This window comes from Mesorhizobium sp. M7A.F.Ca.CA.002.04.1.1 (assembly GCF_004022805.1).
Lineage (GTDB): Bacteria > Pseudomonadota > Alphaproteobacteria > Rhizobiales > Rhizobiaceae > Mesorhizobium > Mesorhizobium ciceri.
Window position 1 is genome coordinate 1 of sequence record NZ_RZPL01000531.1, and the last position, 4,127, is coordinate 4,127.

A 4,127-nucleotide genomic window follows, 5' to 3' on the forward strand; every position below is an offset into this window, starting at 1 on the left:
CTGATCCAGATGACCCCGCCGGTGCGTGCCGCGCGCCATCGCGATGGCGTCTGGCATGGCATTGCGCAAGGCATCGTCGATGTGCTCGGCTCCGACCACGCGCCGCACACGCTGGCCGAGAAGGCAAAGCCCTATCCGGCCTCACCGTCGGGGATGACCGGCGTGCAGACGCTGGTGCCGATCATGCTCGACCACGTCAATGCCGGCCGGCTGACCTTGCAGCGCTTTGTCGACCTGTCTAGCCACGGCCCGCAGCGGATCTTCGGCATGGCGAGAAAGGGCCGCATCGCTGCCGGCTACGAGGCCGACTTCACCATCGTCGATATGAAGCGGCGCCAGACCATCACCAATGCGCAGGCCGGCTCGAAAGCCGGCTGGACGCCTTATGACGGGAGAGAAGTGGTCGGCTGGCCGGTCGGCACCGTCATTCGCGGCCGCCGCGTGATGTGGGAAGGCGAGATCGCCACGCCAAGCCAGGGTAGGGCGGTGGAGTTTTCTGAGGCATTGCCCCGCTAGGCTCCCTACCCCCGTGGGTGGGAAGAGCCGCTCTCAATCCCCGGCGACGAAGAATGACCACTGTCCGCTAGGGGTGATACCGACGCGATAGAAAATATAGGCGCCGAACTGCTTCATGTCGTCGAAATCGCCAGCGGTGACGATCTTGAACAGTTCGACCCGCTGCTTGGCGTCCAGCTTGTCCAGCGGGAGGGCGAAGAAATACGGCCACACATAGAGCTCTTGTGGCGTGCCGGCATCGAGGTGGACGTAGCCGGCATCAAGCACCTCCTCCAGGATGGCCAGGATTTCCTGGCCGTCCGGGTCTCCCGAGAGGCCCTTGAGGAAGGCGACGGCATCGCCATCAATGTCGGTTAGGGACAATTGCGTTGTGTTGTCGCCCGTGCCGATCAACGGCCGCAACTTTTCGATATCGCCGCCCTTGCAGGCTTCGACGATCAAATCATGCATGCGCCGCACTGGTTCCGGCAGCTTGCCGAGATCGTAGATGACCTCGGGCACCGGCGTGTCCGGATCGACGCGTGGCCTGGTCACGCCGCCATCCGCCGGACTGTCCGGCTCGGCTTCGGCAGGAGCAGTCGGCTGGCTAGACGGCGGCGGCGTCCCGACCGGGTTGGGCATTGGCACGGTGCTTCCGGGGGGCGACATGTCGTCGGCCGGCGGCGTGACCGTCGGGGGGAGCTCTTCGCGCTTGATTTCGCTCAGCGCATAGGCGGGGCTGCTCGCGAGACACACAACCAGGGGAATCGCGGCACAGCAAGCGGCGAAAGAGATGCGAAGGACCAAGCCACGCGGCTTGCCTGACATCGAAAAACTCACTGCCCGTTTCTCCCTGCTTACGGGCATGACGCCCGAGCGGCATATTGCCGTCAAAGAACCGGACGTCGGTTCAGTGCCGCAGCCGTTCAGGTTCGAAGGCGCCAGCAATCACCTTTTCACGCATACGGTCGAGCAGGGCAAGGGCCGAGGTCTCGCCATTGGCACGCAACATCTCGCCGAAGGCTGTTTCGAGCGCTGCTTCGGCAATGATCTCGGGCTCTATCCCGGCGGAGAGACCTTCCGCCCAGGCCTCGCTGTGGCTTTCCACGGCGGTCAAGCGTTTTTCTTCCCTGACCAGCGCGTCGATGTCGTTGACACCATGTTCCATAAGCGAATGTCCACCCTTTCAAGCTGCGATCCATTGATGTGGATCAGGCCTGATCTGTTCATTTCACACCCAGGGACAATTAAGTATTTGTAAATACGACATTTTTTTGATCGTCTTTTACAAAGCCCGATTGCCTTGTGCGAAACTGCGTTCAGTTCGAGTCAAACTTAGCCGATTGGGGCGGCCTGCGGGGCGAAAACCTTCAGTTTGAGTTAATTCCGCTTTCGCGCGGTAGGGTTTCGTTAATACTGTTGCAGAAGTGCAACATGAGGATTGCACCAAGATATCGCCTGGCACAAGCCGATATATCGGCTGTACCCAGCAATGGTTCGGATAGTTGTCGATGAGCGAGTGCCTAAAGCGCGCTGCGTTTGAACGGATTCAGGCGAGGCGCTTTAGGTTTTCGTTTTTATGCGTGTCGTTCTCCCAAAACCGCAGCCACTTTTGGGCGACATGCATTAGTTGCCGTAACGCGAGGCGATGTCGCGAGACAGCGTCTCGCCTTCCTTCATGTAGCGGCTGATGGCTTCGGTCGCCGAGGGCGTGCACCTCGTATAGGTGCCGCCGAAGGAGCGGTAGCCGCGATTGAAGCTGGCAATGAAGCGGGCGCGCCGCTCGGCGTCCGGATTTTCCGAATCGAGCAGTTTTGTCATCTCGACACGCCACTGGTCGCCCTTTTCGCCGCACAGATTGCGCAGGAAATGCAGCGAGCCCAGAACCTCCGCCAGCCGCATCAACCCGGGCTCGAACGGCGACTCGGCGCTGAGCGCGGGCCGTATCGAAACGGTCGCGCCGACCGCAAGACACACGGCGAGGAGCATGGATGGACGATTCATAAGCCTTCTCTACCAGCTGCGTGGCTCTGCTAAACAGCATAAGTCTTTGTGGCGAAACAATTTGTGGCCCGCAAGTTGATTTCAGGACAGCAGTCCGGCGTTTCCGCCGGGGGCCAACAAGTCTTCGGCGACCGCGAATACCGAGCCTGCCAGCGGCAGCGCCGCCATCTCGCTGAGCGTATAGAAGGCCGCCGTCTCCGCATCGTCGCTGGCCACGGCCTCGCCGCCGGCATAGGCGGCGCCGAAGACTGTGAGGAGATAATCGACCGGGTGGCTGTCATCCCGGCCGTCGATGCGGATTTCCCGCAGCGGGCGATAATTTGTGGCACGCAAACCGGTTTCTTCCTGAAGTTCGCGCTCTGCCGCTGCCTCCAGCGTCTCACCAGGTTCGACCTTGCCGCCCGGAAAGGCATAGAGCCCTTGCGACGGTTGCCGGGCTCGCTTGACCAGAAGCACGGTGTCTGCCCGCACGACGGCGACCGAGACTGCCGGAAGTATTTTGCGCGCTTCGTTCATGGATTCCCAATCAGGCTGAAGGCCGGTCAGTTGTGGACCGGCCAGCGTGGACAAGTTTTAGCGGTTGCGCAACGCCGGTTCCATCGCCACTTTCAGAAGCCGAACCTTTCGAAGGGCACCAATCGACCATGTGCGGACGTTTCGCCTTGACCGCGACGCCGGATCAGACCGCTGCCTTTCTGGACGTGGCGGGGCTTGAGGATTTCCCGGCGCGCTACAACATCGCCCCGACGCAGCCGATCCTGATGGCGGTCGCCGGCCCTCCGCAGGCGCCGGGCTCCAATCTGCCGGACCGGCAGCCAATGCTGGTGCGCTGGGGGCTGATCCCGACCTGGGTGAAGGATACACGCGAGTTTCCGCTGCTGTTCAACGCGCGCTCCGAAGGGGCTGCCGAAAAGGCGTCGTTCAAGGCCGCCATGCGCCATCGCCGCGCTTTGGTGCCGGCGTCCGGCTTTTATGAATGGCGGCAAACCGGTGGCAAGAAGGGGCAGCCTTACTGGATACGCCCCAGGCATGGCGGGTTGGTTGCCTTCGCCGGGCTGATCGAGACCTATGCCGAGCCGGGCGGTTCGGAAATGGACACCGGCGCCATCCTGACCATCAACGCCAATGCCGACATCGCGCATATCCACGACCGCATGCCGGTGGTGATCGACCCCAGGGATTTCGCCCGTTGGCTGGATTGCCGCACGCTCGAACCGCGTGATGTCGCCGATCTGTTGCGGCCGGCTCAGCTCGATTTCTTCGAGGCAATTCCGGTCTCCGACCTCGTCAACAAGGTCGCCAACACCGGACCGGAGATTCAGGAGCGGGGCGAGATCGGGCCGGAGCCCGAGAAGGTCAAGCGCCAGAAGTCCGGCGCGGACGACAGTCAGATGACGTTGTTCTAGCAGAGGGCGCGCGCGTCGGCGCCTTCATTTCTGGCGCCATTGGCGCCGGCCGCCCACCCCTTCAGGCAGCGCGGGGCGAAACGATCTTCTGCGCCGGCTTTTTCTTCTTGGCGGTATGGAGAAGGGCGGCGACGATCGCGGCCGGGCCGATTGCGCGATAGTGGTTGGCCAGCGCCGGCTGCTTGGCGCGGTTGGCTTCCTGCTTGGTTCGGGGCATGTCTC

At 62.3% G+C, this 4,127-nt stretch carries 6 protein-coding genes; 2 read left to right on the plus strand and 4 right to left on the minus strand.

What is annotated here, in order from left to right:
* Nucleotides 1-516, plus strand: a 516-nt coding sequence (locus ENZ75_RS23475) for an amidohydrolase family protein (RefSeq protein WP_164887952.1), incomplete at its 5' end; no start/stop codon positions are given.
* A 33-nt stretch (nt 517-549) separates the two neighbouring features.
* Here ENZ75_RS23475 and ENZ75_RS23480 read toward each other — a convergent pair.
* The 4 genes from ENZ75_RS23480 to ENZ75_RS23495 form a co-directional block, all read right to left on the minus strand.
* On the minus strand, nt 550-1,335 hold the full coding sequence (locus tag ENZ75_RS23480; RefSeq protein WP_027162675.1) for a hypothetical protein: 786 nt from the start codon (nt 1,333-1,335) through the stop codon (nt 550-552).
* Nucleotides 1,336-1,405: 70 nt separating this feature from the next.
* Nucleotides 1,406-1,663, minus strand: coding sequence for a hypothetical protein (locus ENZ75_RS23485; RefSeq protein WP_008874920.1), 258 nt, complete (start codon nt 1,661-1,663; stop codon nt 1,406-1,408).
* A gap of 458 nt (nt 1,664-2,121) precedes the next feature.
* Nucleotides 2,122-2,499 (minus strand): TIGR02301 family protein, encoded by a 378-nt coding sequence (locus ENZ75_RS23490; protein WP_013532565.1) that lies wholly within the window; start codon nt 2,497-2,499, stop codon nt 2,122-2,124.
* 81 nt (nt 2,500-2,580) lie between these two features.
* Complete coding sequence (locus ENZ75_RS23495) at nt 2,581-3,015, minus strand: NUDIX hydrolase (RefSeq protein ID WP_013532564.1); 435 nt, start codon at nt 3,013-3,015, stop codon at nt 2,581-2,583.
* A 128-nt stretch (nt 3,016-3,143) separates the two neighbouring features.
* Here ENZ75_RS23495 and ENZ75_RS23500 point away from each other — a divergent pair, with 128 nt between their 5' ends.
* A complete protein-coding gene (locus tag ENZ75_RS23500) occupies nt 3,144-3,905 on the plus strand; it encodes an SOS response-associated peptidase (RefSeq protein ID WP_013532563.1) in 762 nt (253 codons plus the stop codon).
* The last annotated feature ends 222 nt before the right edge of the window (nt 3,906-4,127 follow it).